The 18,053-nt window shown below is 64.4% G+C and carries 20 protein-coding genes; 9 read left to right on the top strand and 11 right to left on the bottom strand.

Translation table 11 applies throughout. The features are described 5' to 3' along the window. Nucleotides 1–41: 41 nt before the first annotated feature. Nucleotides 42–422: a hypothetical protein gene (locus IVB46_RS08785; protein WP_247314371.1), complete on the bottom strand. Its 381-nt coding sequence runs from the start codon at nucleotides 420–422 to the stop codon at nucleotides 42–44. 558 nt (nucleotides 423–980) lie between these two features. Here IVB46_RS08785 and IVB46_RS08780 point away from each other — a divergent pair. Together IVB46_RS08780 and IVB46_RS08775 are read left to right on the top strand one after the other, a co-directional pair. Continuing rightward, nucleotides 981–1,385 (top strand): DUF2946 domain-containing protein, encoded by a 405-nt coding sequence (locus IVB46_RS08780; protein ID WP_063985167.1) that lies wholly within the window; start codon nucleotides 981–983, stop codon nucleotides 1,383–1,385. Between the two features lie 147 nt (nucleotides 1,386–1,532). Then, entirely contained in the window at nucleotides 1,533–3,920 is a 2,388-nt protein-coding gene (locus IVB46_RS08775) for a TonB-dependent receptor (RefSeq protein ID WP_247314373.1), read from the top strand. 99 nt (nucleotides 3,921–4,019) lie between these two features. On the opposite strand, the gene IVB46_RS08770 is transcribed toward IVB46_RS08775, so the two are convergent. The 3 genes from IVB46_RS08770 to IVB46_RS08760 are packed head-to-tail and all read right to left on the bottom strand — an operon-like array spanning nucleotide 4,020 to nucleotide 6,266. Beyond that, nucleotides 4,020–4,502 (bottom strand): GNAT family N-acetyltransferase, encoded by a 483-nt coding sequence (locus IVB46_RS08770; protein ID WP_247314658.1) that lies wholly within the window; start codon nucleotides 4,500–4,502, stop codon nucleotides 4,020–4,022. A gap of 30 nt (nucleotides 4,503–4,532) precedes the next feature. Continuing rightward, nucleotides 4,533–5,048 carry an N-acetyltransferase gene (locus IVB46_RS08765; RefSeq protein ID WP_063986635.1) on the bottom strand — a complete coding sequence of 172 codons (516 nt, stop codon included), beginning with the start codon at nucleotides 5,046–5,048 and terminating at the stop codon, nucleotides 4,533–4,535. Between the two features lie 45 nt (nucleotides 5,049–5,093). Then, nucleotides 5,094–6,266, bottom strand: coding sequence for a hypothetical protein (locus IVB46_RS08760; RefSeq protein WP_247314376.1), 1,173 nt, complete (start codon nucleotides 6,264–6,266; stop codon nucleotides 5,094–5,096). A gap of 124 nt (nucleotides 6,267–6,390) precedes the next feature. Here IVB46_RS08760 and IVB46_RS08755 point away from each other — a divergent pair, with 124 nt between their 5' ends. From IVB46_RS08755 to IVB46_RS08745, 3 genes are all read left to right on the top strand, one after another. Continuing rightward, nucleotides 6,391–7,140, top strand: coding sequence for a glycosyltransferase family 2 protein (locus tag IVB46_RS08755; protein ID WP_247314377.1), 750 nt, complete (start codon nucleotides 6,391–6,393; stop codon nucleotides 7,138–7,140). A gap of 64 nt (nucleotides 7,141–7,204) precedes the next feature. Continuing rightward, nucleotides 7,205–7,585 (top strand): DUF2304 domain-containing protein, encoded by a 381-nt coding sequence (locus IVB46_RS08750; protein ID WP_247314380.1) that lies wholly within the window; start codon nucleotides 7,205–7,207, stop codon nucleotides 7,583–7,585. 55 nt (nucleotides 7,586–7,640) lie between these two features. Then, nucleotides 7,641–8,045 carry a VOC family protein gene (locus tag IVB46_RS08745; protein WP_135216908.1) on the top strand — a complete coding sequence of 135 codons (405 nt, stop codon included), beginning with the start codon at nucleotides 7,641–7,643 and terminating at the stop codon, nucleotides 8,043–8,045. Nucleotides 8,046–8,111: 66 nt separating this feature from the next. Here the strand turns inward: IVB46_RS08745 and IVB46_RS08740 are convergent, their stop codons facing one another. After that, nucleotides 8,112–8,603, bottom strand: coding sequence for an NUDIX domain-containing protein (locus IVB46_RS08740; RefSeq protein WP_247342497.1), 492 nt, complete (start codon nucleotides 8,601–8,603; stop codon nucleotides 8,112–8,114). A 128-nt stretch (nucleotides 8,604–8,731) separates the two neighbouring features. On the opposite strand from IVB46_RS08740, the gene IVB46_RS08735 reads away from it, so the two are divergent. Continuing rightward, nucleotides 8,732–9,613, top strand: coding sequence for a metallophosphoesterase (locus IVB46_RS08735; RefSeq protein WP_247314384.1), 882 nt, complete (start codon nucleotides 8,732–8,734; stop codon nucleotides 9,611–9,613). 134 nt (nucleotides 9,614–9,747) lie between these two features. Here IVB46_RS08735 and IVB46_RS08730 read toward each other — a convergent pair whose 3' ends face one another. The 3 genes from IVB46_RS08730 to IVB46_RS08720 form a co-directional block, all read right to left on the bottom strand. Further along, on the bottom strand, nucleotides 9,748–10,302 hold the full coding sequence (locus IVB46_RS08730) for a hypothetical protein (protein ID WP_247314386.1): 555 nt from the start codon (nucleotides 10,300–10,302) through the stop codon (nucleotides 9,748–9,750). Nucleotides 10,303–10,485: 183 nt separating this feature from the next. After that, a complete protein-coding gene (locus tag IVB46_RS08725; RefSeq protein WP_008137787.1) occupies nucleotides 10,486–10,695 on the bottom strand; it encodes a hypothetical protein in 210 nt (69 codons plus the stop codon). Nucleotides 10,696–10,725: 30 nt separating this feature from the next. Then, the gene (locus tag IVB46_RS08720; protein WP_247314388.1) at nucleotides 10,726–12,360 is read right to left on the bottom strand and encodes an isocitrate lyase; all 1,635 of its coding nucleotides are present in this window, start codon (nucleotides 12,358–12,360) and stop codon (nucleotides 10,726–10,728) included. 241 nt (nucleotides 12,361–12,601) lie between these two features. On the opposite strand from IVB46_RS08720, the gene IVB46_RS08715 reads away from it, so the two are divergent. Beyond that, a complete protein-coding gene (locus IVB46_RS08715; RefSeq protein ID WP_063985175.1) occupies nucleotides 12,602–14,047 on the top strand; it encodes an XRE family transcriptional regulator in 1,446 nt (481 codons plus the stop codon). 144 nt (nucleotides 14,048–14,191) lie between these two features. Here IVB46_RS08715 and IVB46_RS08710 read toward each other — a convergent pair whose 3' ends face one another. Beyond that, a complete protein-coding gene (locus IVB46_RS08710; protein WP_014497428.1) occupies nucleotides 14,192–14,485 on the bottom strand; it encodes an antibiotic biosynthesis monooxygenase in 294 nt (97 codons plus the stop codon). A 224-nt stretch (nucleotides 14,486–14,709) separates the two neighbouring features. Between IVB46_RS08710 and IVB46_RS08705 the strand changes: the two genes are divergently transcribed. Further along, nucleotides 14,710–15,516, top strand: coding sequence for a hypothetical protein (locus tag IVB46_RS08705; RefSeq protein WP_071916201.1), 807 nt, complete (start codon nucleotides 14,710–14,712; stop codon nucleotides 15,514–15,516). Between the two features lie 162 nt (nucleotides 15,517–15,678). Continuing rightward, nucleotides 15,679–16,032, top strand: a complete 354-nt coding sequence (locus IVB46_RS08700; protein ID WP_247314390.1) for a hypothetical protein — start codon at nucleotides 15,679–15,681, stop codon at nucleotides 16,030–16,032. Nucleotides 16,033–16,260: 228 nt separating this feature from the next. On the opposite strand, the gene IVB46_RS08695 is transcribed toward IVB46_RS08700, so the two are convergent. Both IVB46_RS08695 and htpX read right to left on the bottom strand, forming a co-directional pair. Further along, nucleotides 16,261–16,902 carry a tetratricopeptide repeat protein gene (locus IVB46_RS08695; RefSeq protein ID WP_028158277.1) on the bottom strand — a complete coding sequence of 214 codons (642 nt, stop codon included), beginning with the start codon at nucleotides 16,900–16,902 and terminating at the stop codon, nucleotides 16,261–16,263. Nucleotides 16,903–17,050: 148 nt separating this feature from the next. After that, on the bottom strand, nucleotides 17,051–18,007 hold the full coding sequence (gene htpX, locus IVB46_RS08690) for a zinc metalloprotease HtpX (protein ID WP_063985179.1): 957 nt from the start codon (nucleotides 18,005–18,007) through the stop codon (nucleotides 17,051–17,053). Nucleotides 18,008–18,053: the final 46 nt, after the last annotated feature.

Genomic DNA, 18,053 nt, shown 5'->3' with positions numbered 1-18,053 from the left:
GGCCCTTAATGAGGACCCGCCGATTCGTCGAGATACTAAGATCAGTCCTTGCGTTGAAGTCCTGTGATCTTCCAGCCAAGCGCGTCAATTGCGGCAAGGTGGTGGTCCAACGTCTGCTTCTCGTCAAAAGCGGGCGCATGCGGTGCTGAACCGTTCTGATGCTGGGGCTTGTTCAGTCCCAATTTCTTCGCGTGCTTCACCTCGCCTTCCTCGATCGCGCGGACAATACGCTCGATGTGCTTACTGTCCACACGTGCGGGGTTTTTCTCGTTGAGGAGTTGACTGACGAACGGTCCACTGAATTTTAGGGTGTCGCCAATTTCAGCCAGCGTGAAGAAGCTACGGAAGCGCCTAAGACGATCGCGCAGGTCCTTTTTCAAGGGACCGTTCTTTTCGTCCTGATACCTAGAGTCAAAATCCATTCAATTTTCCTTTCGTTCTGAAATCGCGTCGGCCAGTCCGAAGCGTGATTCATATATAATCCAACAATCCTAACATTTCAAGCAAAATCTCGTAAATATTATTGAAAATATTTGTGACGCCGGTGCACTAACCCTCCGGCAGCCCAGTCGCGACATACGCGCGTCGATCCACTCGGAAGTTGCCAGAAATGTCGTGCTCGCTTTCTTCGGCGGGAGCGCGATACTGGCGAGACTTGAATCAGGCCGCAGAGGGGTGTGACCCGCAGCTACGCGAGCAAAGGGACGGCTCGTTATGCGTGGTGAACTGGGATGCTCTCGAGTGCTGGTGATGAAGCGATGCAATGCGGAGTGCCGGGAGCATGGTCGTCGTTTTATCTCGCCGCCCTAGTCAGGCGCTGTGGGTGCTATTAGACCGTTGCCCGAACGACACATCGGTTCGGCTGCCTGCGCGCGTTGGTCCGCTCGCTGTTGACATCCGCTGATCGATACTGCGATGTTACATTATAACATCGCGAGATCAGGGGAATTGATCCTCGCGATGTGGGGTGGCTTTTCCAGATGAAGTGGTTCCGGTCGAATATCAGGCACGGCGCCCGGCTCGCGTTGTTCGCGATGCTGGTGCAGTTCGCGTTGACGTTCGGCCACAGCCATTGGTTCGCCCAGGCCGCGCCCCTCGCACAGTCCTCGCTCCAGCAGACCGACAGCGGCAAGAGCATCGCTTCGATCGACCGCGCCGCGGTCCAGAAGCAATCGCCCGCCGGCCCCGACCGGGAGCAGCCGGGAGAGGACAATTGCGCGATCTGCGCCGTGGTCGCGATGGCGGGTACCGTCGTATCCGCGACGCCGCCTGTGCTCCTGCTGCCGCAGGCGATCGAGCTGCTTCAGCTCACCACCGATGCCGAATTCGTCCATCTGAAATCGGCCGGCACGGCGTTCCAGCCCCGCGCCCCTCCCGCGTCCTGACTCCAGACATCACTTGATCACGCCCGGCTCGCCGCTTTCAGGCGAACGCACGGGAGAAGTTGAAGTCGAATTCCGTCGCGCTGCGACGGCAGGCTGCCTCCGATCAGCACCAAATCTTGCGGACGGCGCCTGACTGGAATCAGGACTATGTCATTTGAATTGCGACGCGCGCAGCGTCTGGGTGGAGCAAGCCTGCTCCTGCTCGGCGCCGCCGCCACATCGGCGCTCGCCCAAGAGCCGGTACAACAGCCTGCGCAAGATAAATCATCGACCGAGATCCCCGCCGTCACCGTGACGGCGCCGAGCCCGATCGTGCGCAGGGTAGTGCCGACCCGCAGCCCGGTCCATGTCGCGCGCACCGGACGGTCGCGCGGCCAGCAACGCGCGGCGGAAGCAACGCCGGCGGCGCCAGCGACGGCCGCCACGCCCCAGCAGGGCGTGCTGCCAATCGTCACCAACCAGTTCGCCACCGTCACCGTGGTGCCGAACGAGGAGATCCGCCGCGAGGGCGGCGGCCAGCTCGGCGATCTGCTGTTCTCCAAGCCTGGCATCACCGGCTCGAGCTTTGCGCCCGGCGCCTCCAGCCGGCCGATCATCCGGGGCCTCGACGTCAACCGTGTCGGCATCGTCGAGAACGGCACCAATGCGAACGGCGCATCCGATCTCGGCGAGGATCACTTCGTCCCGATCGATACGCTCGCGACCAACCAGGTCGAGGTGGTGCGCGGGCCGGCCGCCTTGCGCTACGGCTCGACCTCGATCGGCGGCGTCGTCAGCGCGACCAACAACCGGATTCCGGACGCGCTGCCAACCTGCGGTGCCCAGCCGTTCCAGAGTTATGGCATGCCGGTGAAGGCGCCACTCGCAACCGCCGGGACATCGCCCTGCGTCACGGCCGAGACGCGTTCCGCGTTCAGCTCGGTCGATCGCGGTGTCGAGAGCGGCGTGCTGCTCGACACCGGCGCCGGCAATTTCGCGTTCCATGCCGACGTCTACGGCCGCAACACGACGGATTACGGCATCCCGAGCTACCCCTATTTGACCGACCAGACCCGGACCATCACAAACGGGCGCCAGCCCAATTCGGCGTCGCGCACGGACGGCGCCTCGATCGGCGGCTCCTACTTCTTCCAGGGCGGCTATATCGGCGCGTCGATCACGCAGAACGACTCGCTCTACCATATCCCCGGCATCGACGGCGCCGACCACAACACCCGGATCGACGCGCACCAGACCAAGATCAACGTCAAGGGCGAGTACCGGCCCGATGCCGCCGCGATCGACACCATCCGCTTCTGGGCTGGCGCCACGGATTATCGACACAACGAGATCGGCCTTGCCGATCCCGCCGATCCCAACACCGACGGCGTGCGGCAGACCTTCACCAACAAGGAGCAGGAGATCCGCACCGAGGTGCAGTTGATGCCGTTCAACGCGCGCTTCGCCGAGGTGACGACGGCGCTGGGCTTTCAGGTCGGCCATCAGGAATTGACCGCGCCGAGCCCTGACAATCCCGGTACGCTGTTCAACGGCCTGTGGGACCCCAACAACAACACCCGCGTTGCCGCTTACGCCTTCAACGAGTTCAAGTTCACGGACGCGACGCGAGCCCAGATCGCCGGCCGCATCGAGCATGTCGAGCTGCACGGCACGACGCCGAACTTCCCGCCGGATTATCTACCCGACGGCACGCCGCAGGTGGGCATCGCACGCAATCCGTCCTTCACGCCGAAGAGCGGCAGCATCGGCCTGTTGCAGGACCTGCCGGGCGGCATGGTCGGCAGCATCACCGCACAATATGTCGAGCGCGCGCCGAAGCCGGCCGAACTGTTCTCGCGCGGTGCGCATGATGCGACCGCGACGTTCGACATCGGCAATCCGAACCTCACGATCGAGACCGCTGAGTCGGTCGAGGTTGGACTGCGCAAGGCGACGGGGCCGTTCCGGTTCGAGGCGACCGTCTACTACACGCATTTCGACAATTTCATCTTTCGCCGCCTCACCGGCGTGATGTGCGACGACAGTTTCGCGTCCTGCGGCACGCCGGGCGCCGAGTTGAACCAGGCCGTCTATTCGCAACGCAATGCCAATTTCCGCGGCGGCGAATTCCAGTCGCAGCTCGACGTCGGCGCATTCCAGGGCGGCATCTGGGGCATCGAGAACCAGTTCGACGTGGTGCGCGCCACCTTCACCGACGGCACCAACGTGCCGCGTATTCCGCCGCTGCGGATAGGCGGCGGCGTGTTCTGGCGCGACGACAACTGGCTGATGCGCGTCAACCTGTTACACGCTTTCGCGCAGAACAACGTCGCCGTGATCGCGGAGACGCCAACGCCGGGCTACAATTTGCTGAAGGCCGAGGTCAGCTACAAGACCAAGCTCGATCCGCGTCTGTTCGGCGCGCGCGAGATGACGGCCGGCATCGTCGGCAACAATCTCCTCAACGAAAACATCCGCAACTCGGTGTCCTACACCAAGGACGAGGTTCTGATGCCCGGCATCGGCGTGCGGGCGTTTGCAAACTTCAAGTTCTAGCCTTTTCAAGTTCTAGCCTTGCGACAGCCGGGGCCCGCGGGCCCCGGCAAAGGCGCGTTGAGTGAGCCGTAGCCCGGATGGAGCGGAGCGAAATCCGGGCTACGGGCTGCGCGTCAGCCGCTTCTCGAAGCGCCATTGATCGACGGGGAACGGCCCGTTCGAGGTGTCCGTCATCATCACGAAGGTGCCGGCGTTGCGCCAACCGCTCTTCTCGTAGAACCGCGCAGCGCGCGCGTTGCCGACGGCGCAGGCCAGCCACGCCAGCTCCACGCCGCGCGCAGCAAGGCGGGCCTCTGCGTCGGAGATCAGCGCCGCGGCCACGCCCGCGCCGTGCGCCTTCGGCGATACGAAGAGCTGATACAATTCGTCAGCCCTGACGACGCAGAAGCCGAGCGGCGCGCCGGCCGGGCCGACGACGCGGATGTCGGGAAGCATGACCGCCAGCCGATCGCGAAAATTCGGGAGCGTGCGGAGGCGGACCAGTTCTGGCGGTGCAAGCGAGGCATGCGACCCATGCCAGGCATCGTGCCAGAGCTGAGCGAGATGATCGACTTCACCGGGATCAGCGGGCCGCACCTGCATCATGGATACTCCGCAAGAGGTATCGTAGCCCTAGCCTCGCGCCTTGCTCCAGTCGGGCGTTACCTGCCCCGACACGCCCTCGAAAGCGCCGTCGACGAGCTCGAACACCAGCACGCGCGCGGCGTCGACCGGGCCCGGCATGGTGACGCGGCCCTTCGGCACCGGCTTGAAGCCGACGCGGCTGTAATAGGGCTCGTCGCCGACCAGCAGCACCAGACGGTGCCCCTTCTCCTTGGCGTCCTTCAGCGCGCGCTCCATCAGGAGACGGCCGATGCCGCGGTCGCGGAACGGCGGCTCGACGGTGAGCGGCCCGAGCAGCAGGGCCTGCGTCTCGCCGACCAGCACCGGCAACTGCCTGACCGAGCCGACCAGCAGCGTGCCGATGCGGGCCGTGAAGGACAATTCGAGCAGATGGTCGACGTGCTCGCGAATGCGGTAAGCGCTGAGCACGAAACGGCCGGGGCCGAAGGTGCGCTCGTGCAGCCGTTCGATCGCCTGGGCGTCGCCGGCGGCTTCCGGAAGGATGGTGAGCGAGAGATCGGTCATGTCGGCATGCGCGAAGTGGTTTCAGGTTCGCGTCAGGAAAACGCGTCAATGCGAGATGCGGGATAACATCTCAGACGGCCGCGGTCCATCGGCCTCGTGGGCGATAAAACCCTGTGCCGGGCCGCGGCTGAGGACGGCCGCGAACAGCAGCGTCCAGAGCGACAGCATCAGGATCGGGATGACGTAGTACTGCGTGAAGACCGGATGCGTGGCAAAGAACGCCAGATTCAGCGCGAGATTGCCCGCCACCAGCAACGCGAGTTTCCTGACGCCGCCAGGGCCGGCGAAGCGCCACAACAGCGCGGTCCCGACGCAGGCGATCACGATCAACGGGAACTGCGTGTCGCGGAGATAGGCCAACAGCACGGCCGGGTCGAGGCTCCGCGGGGCCGTATCCTGGCCGCCATAGGCCGAGACCAGCGGATTGCCTGAGTTGACCAGGTTCGCCGCGAACACCGGCAACAGCCCGACGAGGAACGAAAGGCCGAGCGCGAGTCCTGAAACGAACGTCTCGCGGGTACGCCAGATCAGGAACGACAATCCGAAGAACAGGAAATAGCCGGCCGACAGAACCACGTTGGCGATCCGAAAGCTCGCGGACAGGCCGAGCAGCACGCCGACGGCAGCGACCATCAGCAGGCGGCGCCGGCCTTCATCGACGAACAGTCTTGCGGTGAACAGACCCGCCAGCGCGCAGACGACCATCGTCGGCGCCATCGAATAGCTCGCCTTGGTCGGATTGATCATGAAGTAGATCGAGAGCGCGCCGAGCAACGCGGCGAGCGTCAAGCCGACCTTCTCCTGCGCCCGCCACAAGCCGAACAGCGCGAGGCCGGCGACGATCGCGTTGGCCAGCATATAGAGCGGAACGACCTGGAACCCCTCCGGGAACAGCGCCAGCACGAAGCCCGTGCCCGGCGGCGGCGTCATCACCCATTTGCTGCCGTCGGCAGTTTCGGTGTGGCAGGGTGCCCGCGTCGGTTCGTTCCAGTTCGGAAAATCGATACTGCGCAACTTGGCCGCGAGATAGCCGTCGGTTTCACGGGCGAGGCTGGTGTCGAGCCCTTGCCAGCCGAAGCGCTGGAACAGATGCGCCTGCCTGAGATAGCAGATGTCGTCATAGACGCCGCGGCTCTCGCTCCAATGCGAGGTCAGCCTGATGTTGCTGGCCAGAATTGCCAGAAACACAATTGAAAAAAATACTTTGACAGCTCTCATCGGCATTCGCCGGGCGGCCCCCGCAGCTTGAAATGGCCCGCCGCCTGTACAGGAAAAGCACCGGCAAGTATAGCAAAGTGGGGATTCTGGAGGTGAGGCAGACGTGGCCGATACGGGACTGGGCTTGGGTTCAACTGACACGTGCCGCAGCGGTGCTGCCGCACCGCAGCAGGGCACGTCGCGAGTCCTCATCATCATTCCCTGCTTCAACGAGGAGGCCTCGGTCGGCGGTCTCCTGAGCGAGATCGCAGCAACCGGCCGCGGCTACCACACCCTGGTCGTCGACGACGGCTCGTCGGACGCGACATCCGCGGTGGCAAGCTGCCGCTCGCCGGTCGCCCGCCTCGCGCAGAATCTCGGCATCGGCGGCGCCGTGCAGACCGGCATCAAATACGCGGCGCGTCAGGATTTTGATTTCTGCATCCAGATCGACGGCGACGGGCAGCATGATCCGCGCGCCATCGAGACGCTTCTGGAGGCCTATCGCAACGACCCGACCAACATCACCATCGGAAGCCGCTTCATCGACCATGCCGGTTTCTGCTCCACGCGCATGCGGCGCGCCGGCATCAGGCTGATCGTGCTCGCGCTCAACGGCCTCTTCAGCGGCGGCCGCATCACCGATCCGACCAGCGGCATGCGATTGCTCGACCGTTCCGCCATCGCCTTCTTCGCAAAAGCGTATCCGACGGATTTTCCGGAACCGATCTCGCTGGCCTGGGCCATGCGCGCAGGCCTCACGGTCAGCGAAGTTCCGGTCGAGATGCGGGCGCGGGAGACCGGCGTCAGCTCGATCGACGGATTGAAGTCGGCGAGCTACATGATCCGGGTCCTCGGTTATATCCTGCTCGCGCGCCTCGTGAGGGCGTCATGACGCCGAGCGTCCCCGCCCCGATTTGTGGTCTCATCATCTCGTCGAACATTCTGAGGAGGCAGCCGTGACAGATGCCCTTCCAAGTCCGGAGACGGTCGTCGTCATCTCCGCCTTTGCGCTGATCTACATGCTGGTGCTGCTGCGCAAGACGATGCAGGGCAAGTTCGATCTCTATGACTTCCTGATGCTGTCCATGGTGGCGATCATCCCCGCGGGCTTCACGCTGTTTCCAACACTGGCTTATCTCGTCAGCCATCTGACCGGCGTCGTGTTTCCGTTCGTCGTGATGTTCGGCGCCCTGTTCCTGGTGGTGTTCGCGTTCATGCACAACATGACGGCGCGACTGCACAGGCTGGAGCGGCAGAACTGCGCGCTGATCCAGGAACAGAGCCTGCTGGTGCTGGAGCTGCAGGCGAAGCAGGGCCGTCAGGGCGTCGAGTCATGACCGCGTAGCCGAAGAAATCCAGCGTCGTCGCGAGGCAAAGACAGGGAGAGCGGGCATGCTGAAGAACGCGAAAGTGGCAACCCGGCTTCCAGCCAAAGACCTCGACCGCGCGCGGGCGTTCTATTCGGAAAAGCTCGGGCTCGAGCCGGTCGAACAGCGCGAGGGTGGGCTCCGTTACGTCTGTGCGGCCGGCGAGTTTGCGATATTCGTCTCGGCCGGCACGCAATCCGGCACGCACACGCAGATGGGGTGGGAAGTCGAGGATATCGAGGCAACCGTTCGCGAACTTCGCACACGCGGCGTCGCGTTCGAGGACTATGATTTGCCCGGCTTGAAGACCGTCGATGGAATTGCGGAGATCGCGGGAAACTATCCGAGCAAGGGTACTGGCGAGCGGGGCGCCTGGTTCCGCGACAGCGAAGGTAACTTGCTGGGGATCGGGCAGCCGGTTCGGGCTTGAGGATTCGGCCAGGCCGCTTCGACGTCACATCGTTTCAACGTCACATCGCTAAAGTGGCAAATTCCTTTAACGCCACGTCGCGGTCGGCGTCTTGCCATCCAGCACTTCCGCGAGCCTTTGCCGCGTGCCGTGTGTGGTGCCCTCGGGCAGCGCATTGATCGCGAAGAATCCGCATTCGACGATCTCGTGGTTGGGCTCAGGGAGGCGATCCTGCTTGAACTGCCTGACGACATAGACCGCGACGTGGTCGCGGCGGGAGACGTGGCTGTTGAGGAAGATGCCGTGCAGCACCGCGTCACCGGTGAGATCGATGTCCCCCTCCTCCTTGAGCTCGCGCCGCATCGCCTGCTCCATGGTCTCGCCGAGATCGACGCCGCCGCCGGGCAGATACCAGCCGGTGATGTAGCTGTGCCTGACCAGGAACACCCCGTTCTCGGAATCCAGCACCACCGCGCGGACGCCGAGCGTCATGCCGCGGACAAGCAGGAAATAGGCGTGGAAGATTCGCCGCAGCAGCGGCTCGAATGTCCGTCGGACGCTGTTCAGACGATCCCCCATCAGGCTCCCAAAGAAACTCCCAAGAAAACTCCCGAGAAGACTCCCAAGAGGCCCCTGCCCGGGCCCCGCTTGCACAGTCCTCGCGACCTTGCCATTACAGCGGACGAATAGCGAGGCAATCGCGCGCCATGGCCCCCTTCACGCTCGCCCATCTGTCCGACCCGCATCTGCCGCCGTTGCCGAAGCCACGGCTGATCGAGCTCGCGGGCAAGCGCGCGCTCGGCTACGTCAACTGGACGCGCAACCGGCACAAGTACCAGCGCCGCGAGGTGCTCGACGCGCTCGTCGCCGACGTCCAGGCGCAGACGCCCGACCACATCGCGGTCACAGGCGATCTCGTCAATCTGGCGCTGGAGGCGGAGTTCGCGCCGGCGCGCGCCTGGCTCGACGGCGTCGGTCCGCCCGACCGCGTCACCACCATTCCCGGCAATCACGATGCCTATGTCCGCGCCACCTCTCACCGCTTCGGCGAGACGTTTGCACCCTATCTTGCGGGCGACGACGGCAGCATCGGCTTTCCGGGCGTACGCCGGCGCGGGCCGCTCGCGCTGATCAGCCTGTCCACGGCGGTGCCGACCCTGCCGCTGATGGCGACGGGCACGCTCGGCCGCGATCAGCTCGCGTCCCTCGAGGCGGTCCTCGACCGCCTCGCCGCCGAGGACGCCTTCCGCGTGCTGCTGGTACATCATCCCCTGAAGTCCGGCGCGCGCCAGAAACGGATGACCGATGCGGCCGCGCTGCTGGCACTGATCAAGCGTCACGGCGTCGAGCTGATCCTGCACGGGCACGACCACATTCATTCGACCATGTGGTTCGAAGGCCCCAACGGCAACATCCCCGCGGTCGGCGTGCCGTCGGCCTCCGCGCTCGCCCACGGGCGTTACCCGGCGGCAGCGTATAACCTGTTCACGATCGAGAAAGACAATGCCGGCTGGCGCTGCGAGCAGACGGTGCGGGGCCTCGGGTCCGGATTTCAGATCCGACAGATCACGCAGGCAAGGTTGATCTAGTTCGCCATCATTGCGAGCCAACGGGTCCGCGCGAAGCGCGGCCCGATGACAGGCTCCGCGAAGCAATCCAGAGTTTCTCCGCGGAAAGATTCCTGGATTGCTTCGCTGCGCTCGCAATGACGACGGCGAGCGTCTCACCAGCTCCGCAGGGCCGCCAGCACGGCGAGGCCGAACAAGGCGGCCGCGCCGAAAATGAATCCGAACACGAACGGCCAGAGGCGCGAGCGGCGCGGCGGCTCGGCGGCCGCGGGCTTCGGCTCTGATGGCACCACCATGGCGTGCTCGCGCTCGATCATGCGGCGGGCGACGTAGTCCGTCACGGCTTCGACGATCGCGGCGGTGTCGTGCGATTCGGCGAGCACGATGCGGCCGAAGCGGGTGTCCTGGACGAAGCGGTACATCCGCTTGTCGCGCCCCATCATGATGTGTGCGACGACATCGATCCAGAGTCTGGGCGTATCGCCCTGGCTGATGCCGCGATCGAACAGGTCGATCTTGTCGGGCACCTGCGCGAACAGGGGATCGAGCGCGTCGTTGAGGATCTCCAGCCGCGCCACCTCGGCATCGCGCAAATCGACGACCACACCGGTCCGGTCGGCGGCCTCGATCCGTGCGCGCAGCAGCGCGTCGCGCAGCCGCACCGGGCGCGGCTGGCTGGGATGGGTCCCGCTGGTCTCAGGCTCTGACATTGTCGGCCTCGTCCTCGACTTTACGCCATTAACCTATCAGCAACCACACCCTCCGCAAAGGGTCCACAATTCCAGAGACTTACGGCGCCCACAGCCGATTGACCTGTCCCAGAAACAGACGATCCCACCCGGCTTGCGCCGGATGGGACCCTCCGTCCTTGGACGTCTTCTTAGTTCAGATTGTCAGGCCGAAACCCGCGACGGCTCTTCCACGATCGAGAAGCGGACGCCGGCCTTGTGGCGGTTCTCTTCCGAGACCGAGCGCCAGGCATCCTCGGCTTCCTTGCGGGTCTTGAACGGACCCTGCACCTGGGCCGAGCCTTCCACGAGCTTGTGGAAGTTCATCGAACCGAACTCGCCGCCGATCACCCAGAAATTGCTGCCTTTGGTCATTGTCAGTCTCCTGTCGAATAGCGTGGTACGTTAGCCGAACTGGTTCATCGTATTGTGGGCGCCGCCCGCCTTCAGGGCAGCCTCGCCGGCGAAGTATTCCTTGTGGTCGTCGCCGATGTCGGAGCCGGCCATGTTCTGATGCTTGGCGCAGGCGATGCCCTGGCGGATTTCGGCGCGCTGCACGTTCTTCACGTAGCCGAGCATGCCCTGGTCGCCGAAATATTCCTTGGCCAGATTGTCGGTCGAGAGCGCTGCCGTGTGGTAGGTCGGCAACGTGATCAGGTGATGGAAGATGCCGGCACGCTTGGCTGAGTCGGCCTGGAAGGTGCGGATCCGCTCGTCGGCTTCCTTCGCCAGCGGCGTGTCGTCGTATTCCGGCTTCATCAGCTCAGCACGGTTGTACTTGCTGACGTCCTGGCCGGCTTCCTTCATTGCGTCGTAGACCTGCCAACGGAAGTTGAGGGTCCAGTTGAACGACGGCGAGTTGTTGTAGGCCAGCTTCGCGTTCGGAACCACCTTGCGGATCCGGTCGACCATCTTGGCGATCTGCTCGATATGCGGCTTCTCGGTCTCGATCCAGAGCAGGTCGGCGCCGTTCTGCAGCGAGGTGATGCTGTCGAGCACGCAGCGGTCTTCGCCAGTGCCGGGACGGAACTGGTAGAGGTTGCTGGGCAAGCGCTTCGGACGCATCATCTTGCCGTTACGGTTGATGATGACGTCGCCGTTGCGGGCGTTCTCCGGCGTGATCTCCTCGCAATCGAGGAAGCTGTTGTACTGATCGCCGAGGTCGCCAGGCTTGTGGCTGACGGCGATCTGCTGCGTCAGGCCGGCGCCGAGCGAGTCGGTACGGGTCACGACGACACCGTCTTCGATGCCGAGCTCGAGGAAAGCATGGCGGCAGGCGCGGATCTTCGCCAGGAACACCTCGTGCGGCACGGTGACCTTGCCGTCCTGGTGACCGCACTGCTTTTCGTCCGAGACCTGGTTCTCGATCTGGAGCGCGCAGGCGCCCGCTTCGATCATCCTCTTGGCGAGCAGATAGGTCGCCTCCGCGTTGCCGAAGCCCGCGTCGATGTCGGCGATGACGGGCACGACATGGGTCTGGAAGTTGTCGATCTTCTCGATCAGCTCCTTCTCCCTGGTCTTGTCGCCTTCCTTGCGCGCCTTATCGAGGCTGCGGAAGATGTCGTTCAGCTCACGCGAGTCGGCCTGGCGCAGGAAGGTGTAGAGCTCTTCGATCAGCGCGGGCACCGAGGTCTTCTCGTGCATCGACTGGTCGGGCAGCGGGCCGAATTCGGAGCGCAGCGCCGCGATCATCCAGCCGGACAGGTACAGATAGGTGCGATCGGTCTTGCCGCCGAAGTGCTTCTTGACCGAGATCAGCTTCTGCTGGGCGATAAAGCCGTGCCAGCAACCCAGCGACTGGGTGTACTTGGTCGGATCGTTGTCATAGGCCGCCATGTCGGCCCGCATCAGCGCCGCGGTGTAGCGAGCGATGTCCAGACCGGTCCTGAAGCGATTCTGCAGGCGCATGCGCGCGACGGCCTCGGCGGACACCCCGTTCCAGGTCGGCTGGGTCTTGAGGAGCGCCTGGGCTGCCTCGACCTCGCTCTGATACGAGGCCGGGCTCTGCAGGGCGTTGATGCCACGGGGCTGGTAATTCATCTGCTCGATCCTTTCGCTGATGACAACTCAACTTGTCATCGACATTTTTGACAGTGCATTGCGAAATGCGTGTCATGAGCTAAACGCCAGAAAGCGAAGTTCGTACAGAGGCCTTGTATTCAAATGGTGATGTCATGTAACATCAGAACATGTAATATATGTTATTTTGTAAATCTTGTAAAGAATATAGGTCAATAAGACTGTCCTTGATGCGCTTGTCGTACCCTTGGGAGATCAGAAAATGCCCGCCGTCTCGGGGAAAAAGCTGTTCGTCGGCCCGCGCTTCCGGCGGATCCGGCAGCAATTGGGGCTGTCGCAGACGCAGATCGCCGAGGGGCTCGGGATCTCGCCGAGCTATGTCAACCTGATCGAGCGCAACCAGCGCCCGGTGACGGCGCAGATCCTGCTGCGGCTGGCCGAGACCTATGACCTCGACCTGCGCGACCTCGCGACCGCCGACGAGGACCGCTTCTTCGCCGAGCTGAACGAGATCTTCTCCGATCCGCTGTTCCGCCAGATCGACGTTCCCAAGCAGGAACTGCGCGACCTTGCCGAGCTCTGTCCCGGCGTCACCCATGCGCTGCAACGGCTCTATGCCGCCTATGCCGAGGCCCGCCAGGGCGAGACCTTGGCCGCGGCGCACATGGCCGACCGCGACGTCGGCACGCGCTATGAGGCCAATCCCGTCGAGCGCGTGCGCGAGCTGATCGAGGCCAACCGCAATTATTTTCCGGAGCTGGAGCAGGCCGCGGAAACGCTTCGCGACGAACTGAACGTGCCGGCCGAAGGACTCTATGCCGCGCTATCCGCACGCCTGCGCGAAAAGCATTCGATCCAGACCCGCATCATGCCGGTCGACGTGATGCGCGAGACGCTCAGGCGTTTCGACCGCCATCGCCGCCAGCTCCTGATCTCCGAGTTGGTCGATCCACCGGGCCGCGCGTTCCAGCTCGCCTTCCAGCTGGGCCTGGGCGAATGCGCGCAAGCCCTGGAGACCATCATCGGCCGTGCCGGCCCGCTCGACGACGCGCCGCGCCGCCTGTTCCGCATCACGCTCGCCAACTATTTTGCGGCGGCCGTGATGATGCCCTACCCGGCCTTCCTCGCCGCGGCGGAGGCCTTGAACTACGACATCCACGTGCTGGCGCAGCGCTTCAATTCCGGCTTCGAGCAGGTCTGCCACCGCCTCACCACCCTGCAACGGCCGAACGCGCGCGGCATTCCGTTCTTCCTGCTGCGCGTCGACAATGCCGGCAACGTGTCAAAGCGCTTTTCCTCCGGCACGTTCCCGTTCTCGAAATTCGGCGGCACCTGTCCGTTGTGGAACGTGCACTCGACCTTCGACACGCCGGATCGCCTGTTGAAGCAGGTGATCGAGCTGTCCGACGGCACGCGCTATTTCTCGATCGCGCAGATGGTGCGACGCCCCGTCGCGCCGCATCCGCTGCCGCAGCCCCGCTTCGCCATCGGCCTCGGCTGCGAGATCCGTCACGCCGCCCGCCTCGTCTACGCCTCCGGCCTGGATCTGGAGAAAACGGAGGGCACGCCGATCGGCGTCAACTGCCGCCTCTGCGAACGCGAAAACTGCGCCCAGCGCGCCGAGCCGCCGATCACGCGCACGCTGATCCTGGACGAAACGACAAGACGGGTGTCGAGTTTCGCGTTCTCGAATGCACGGGAGTTGTGAGGCACACCGCTGTCATGCCCCGCGAAGACGGGGCATCCAGTACGCCGCGGCTTATCGGTTCGATCACAGCCGTCTCGGAGTACTGGATCGCCCGGTCAAGCCGGGCGATGACAGTTGAGTGTGAGGCGAGAGCGATCCGTCCAACTACGCCAGCGTATGCACGATCACCGGCCCGGCTGCGGCGCTCGCATGCCCTGCGAGCAGCGGGCCGAGATCCTTCTCGATCCAGGCGATCGCGCGCCGGTTCGCCTCCTCCGCCTGCTCGAACTTGTCGAAGATCGAGATCGCGGTGACCGTGTCGTCGCCGGCATAGACGACGTAATAGGCACGGAAACCGTCGACGTCGCTGATGATCGGAACGGCGCCGTCCTTGATGCGGCGCGCCAGCTCTTCGGCGCTCCCGCTTTTCGCCTTGGCCTGACGGATGGCGGCATACATGGCATCCTCCTCCGGCTATTGCTGTCGGGCATGTGCCCGGCTTCGATCCTACGCCGAAGCGCGCGACCAATCCACGCTTGGTTAACCCGGCACTAATCCATTCCCGCGATCTGCAACCAACGGTTAAGCACGCCTCAACATCGGTGCCTTAGTCTCGCCCCACTCACTTTTCGCAAACGGCGACGGCCTATTCTGCCGGGTGAAGTGACATCAGGGGGTTCATCATGCGCGTTGCGCTGCTGCTGACCGCGACCGTTGTGGGCGCGCTCTTCGCCAATCCATCCCATGCCGGAGCGCTCGACGCGTCGGCCGGGGCAGCGCAGGCGCTGCCGCCGGGCTTCCAGAGCTACCGCGGCTACATGTTCGACCTGACGGAGAATTCCGAGCGCAAGGACGTCGACAAGCTCACCGACAATCTGAAGCAGCAGATCGACGTCGTCGAAGCTTCCGGCCTGTCGCCGCGCGTGCTGCGCTTCTTCCACACCGTTCCGATCGTCGCGAGCGAGCTCGCCTGCCTCGACGAAGGCGCCGCGACCGCATGCTACGGCCGGGTCACGCCGGACATCCAGCGCACCGCACCCCGGACGCTGACGGTCTGGGACCCCGACAAGCAGCGCTGGACCAATCCGAACGCCGTCGACCTCGCGGTCGATTCGGGCCTCGGCGTGATCATGCTGCGGCCGGACATGATGCGCTACGAGAAGGAAGCCGTGCTGCTGCACGAGCTGCTGCACGCCTATCACGCGCGGCTGCTGCCGGACGGCTACGCCAACAAGGGCGTGATCGGCTATTTCGCCCTTGCCAAGTCCAAGGATATGTTACCCAAGGAATCCTATGCGATGAAGAATCCCATGGAATTCTTTGCCGTGACAGCCAGCATCTTCCTGGCCGGCAAGAGCGAATTCCACGACCCGAAGTCGCGCGAGGCGCTCAAGGAGAAGATGCCGGACTATTACAAATATCTGGTCGGCGTGTTCGGCTTCGACCCCGATCCGGCACCGGCGAGCGGACCGGTTGCCTCGCTGAAATAAGGCGTCTGCGCCAAGCCACCCCAGAAAGCCGCGCAAAAATGCGCGGCTTTTTTGGTTTGGTAACCGGAAGCTGCGGATGACGCACCGCCGGGAATTGCCAAGGCGGGGCCCGATCTGCATAGTCCCGCCCGCATCGATACCGTTTTAAGAGGATAGAACAACATGGCGGACGCCGACCTGGATGTCGTGATCCGGCAACTGGCCAGACAGCTGCATACGGGCCTTTTGACCCGCGCCAAGGAGCGCCGGGATCGCTTCAACGGCCTTGCGGCCAAGGCCAAGGGCAAGGAGACCGGCGACCGCTTCAAGATGATGGCCAAGGCCACGATGGAGCAGGCCACCGCCGCCGCCAAGCGCCTCCAGATGTCCGCCGACAACGTCGCCGACAGCTACGCCCGCTCGATGCGCCTCGTCGCCAGCACGCCGATCCCGGCGAAGGTGGAGAAGAAGGCGAAGGAGAAGCCGGTGAAAAAGGCGAAGAAGGCCAAGAAGGCAAAAGCCAAGAAGGCGAAGTAAGCGCGCACGCTTCACCTCGCCCCGCTTGCGGGGAGAGGTCGGATTGCATCGCAGATGCAATCCGGGTGAGGGGGTACAGGTACCGCGACAGTCGCGCATGTGGATAGAGCCCCTCACCCCAACCCTCTCCCCGGAAGAACGGGGAGAGGGAGAAGAGCTCCTCTACCGCCTCGGCGCCCTCACCCCAACCCTCTCCCCGGAAGAACGGGGAGAGGGAGAAGAGCTCCTCTACCGCCTCGGCGCGGGGGCCTGGTTCGGCTCGGCGCTCGCGAGCTCGGCGAGCTTGGCGCGGGCTGCGTCGCGGGTGCGGCCGTCCTTGCCGGCCGGCAGCGCGAGAGCCGCTTCGAAATCGGCGCGAGCGTCGTCGGCCTGGCCGCGGGCGAGGAATGCAAGGCCACGGTCGAGGCGGGCCTGCGCATCCGACGGGTCGAGACGGACCGCCGTGTTGTAGCTCAGGATGGCGCGATCGAGATCGCCGGTGGCGGCGAGCGCGAGACCGCGCTGGTGATAGGGCGCGGCGTGCCTGGGATCATGCGCGATCGCCTCGTCGTAATCCTCGATGGCAAGCTCCAGGTCGCCGTTCTGCCGGCGCGCCTGCGCCCGGTCGCGATACAGCGAGGCGCGGTTGGGATTGAGGTGGATGGCCTCGTCGAAATCCGCGATCGCCCGCCGCCAGTCGCCGTGGCGCAACGCGATCCGACCGCGCCCTTCATAGGCGAACGCGATCAGCGATCCCCGCAGCGGCGAGAATCCGATCACCGCCGAGCAGATGTCGGGCTCGTCCTCGTCCCCGCAATTGACGACCGTGTGCGTGGACAGGCCAATGAGCACGCCCAGGACGATCAACAATGGTACCGCAGCTTTGGTCATCTTCGACCGTGGCAGGCAGAGGACCGGCCACGCATCCCCTTTCGAAGGAACAGTCTCGCCATGGTGTTAACACCGGCCGGGACCATCCTGTGTGCGCCAGGTCACAAAAGCTGGCACAAAGCCGGGCGCGATTCCGGCCGGTTCCGCATCAGCCCCAAGGGCCACGGGAAGGACCAGGTGAAGGGCCGCGTGAGGACGACTGCCCCCACGGGCTCCGCGGCGGATAGTTTTCGTTGGCACCGACCGACGGAGATGCCTGCGCGCCGAGCTCGGCCGCGAGCTGTTGGAGCGCCGCGATGCGGTTCTGCGTCGAAGGATGGGTGGCGAACAGATTGTCCACACCATGGCCCGACAGCGGGTTGATGATGAACATGTGCGCCGTCGCGGGGTTTCTCTCGGCATCGTAGTTCGGGACCTGATGCGCGGCGCCTTCGATCTTCAGCAGCGCCGACGCCAGCCACATCGGCTGGCCCGCAATGCGCGCGCCGAGATTGTCCGCGGCATATTCGCGGGTGCGGCTGATCGCCATCTGCACCAGCATGGCGCCGATCGGGGCGAGGATCATCATCAGGATCGAGCCGACGATGCCGGGGCCGTTGTTGTCGCGATGGCCGCCGAAGAACATGCCGAACTGCGCCAGCATCGAGATCGCGCCGGCAATGGTCGCGGTAACAGTCATCAGCAGCGTGTCGTGATGCTTGATATGCGCGAGCTCGTGCGCAATCACGCCGGCAAGTTCCTCGCGGCTGAGCTGATGCACAAGGCCGGTGGTGACGGCGACCGCGGCATTCTGCGGGTTGCGCCCGGTCGCGAACGCGTTGGGCTGCGCCTCGTCCATTACGAACACACGCGGCATCGGCAGCGAGGCGCGGCCCGCAAGCTCGGCGACGAGCCCGACCAGCTCCGGCGCGCTGGCGCGGTCGACCTCATGGGCGCCGTACATGCGGAGCACCATGCGGTCGGAGTTCCAGTAGGTGAAGAGATTGGTCGCGGCGGCAATGACGAGCGCGATCATGGCGCCGGTGGCGCCGCCGATCAGATAGCCGACGCCCATGAACAGGGCGGTGAGGCCGGCGAGCAGCATTGCGGTACGCAGATAGTTCATGGCCGTCTCCCAGGGCGGCCGCGGGCAAACCTCTGGCCGGCGCTAT

It is taken from the genome of Bradyrhizobium sp. 61, assembly GCF_023073075.1.
GTDB classification, from domain to species: domain Bacteria; phylum Pseudomonadota; class Alphaproteobacteria; order Rhizobiales; family Xanthobacteraceae; genus Bradyrhizobium; species Bradyrhizobium barranii.
Note: the sequence above shows the minus strand (reverse complement) of the source record. Positions and strands in the feature narration are given on the sequence as shown.